This is a genomic window from Mesorhizobium sp. M1423 (assembly GCF_040317575.1).
Taxonomy (GTDB): domain Bacteria; phylum Pseudomonadota; class Alphaproteobacteria; order Rhizobiales; family Rhizobiaceae; genus Mesorhizobium.
Genome location: NZ_JAMYKU010000084.1, coordinates 1 through 830 on the forward strand (window position 1 = coordinate 1; position 830 = coordinate 830).

Consider the following 830-nt stretch of genomic DNA (forward strand, 5'->3'; position numbering starts at 1 on the left):
GGGCATGACCAAATCCGACTGCAATCCGACGGCGCCGACCGGCTATCAAACCGTCTGCAGTGCGTTGCCCTATGGGACCAATTTCCCCACGCGTCCTGACGCCCCGACATTTGTGGCTGATCCTGATGGCGATGGCGTCGACAATCTCAATGTCAATGCGAACGGTGATTTGAAGAAGGTCATTGGTGTTGGCGATTTCCTCGGCAACGGGCGTCAGCAGCCGTTGTTTGCCGTGGGGCTACTGGGCGGAGACGTAAAGAAGGGTGTCCTGTCGAACGGTACATGGGAGCTGGCCGACCCCTCGTTTTCGACCGGCTGCTCGGCGGTTGCCGGCTCGGGCAGCACCTGTGTTCTGGCCGATGTGAACGGCGACGGCGCGTCTGACATTGTCCGTTACAGCCGTGACGACACCAGCGATGACACTGCAATCCGAGTGTTTCTGTCGACCGGGGTCGGCTTCAAGGGATACGGCGATCACAGCGCCGCCGGAATAGCGACGTTGCGGGACTTTGATAATGACGGTCGAACGGACCTCATCATGGTGGACGGTAGCGATCTTGGGACCTACGGCACAGCTGAGATCAAGGTCTTCTTCCTGCAGCCCTCGTCGACTGACTTCAATCCAGTACGGTTTTATCTTCCATCTGCGCTGGACGCCGGCTTTGTTATCGGCGACTTCAACGGCGATGGCCTGCCGGACTTTACCGACTACAAAGACCACATGTTCATCTCCGCGCCTGGCGCGGGCAATCCGAACCTGCTTCGTTCGGTGGTGACGGAGCTGGGCGGAACGGTCGCGGTGGAGTATGCGCCGTCGTCGACCTGGGTGA

General features: G+C 59.6%; 1 protein-coding gene. It reads left to right on the forward strand.

The genetic code is table 11. The features are described 5' to 3' along the window. On the forward strand, positions 1-830 hold an 830-nt coding region (locus tag NKG95_RS34175), incomplete at both ends, for an FG-GAP repeat domain-containing protein (protein ID WP_353043876.1).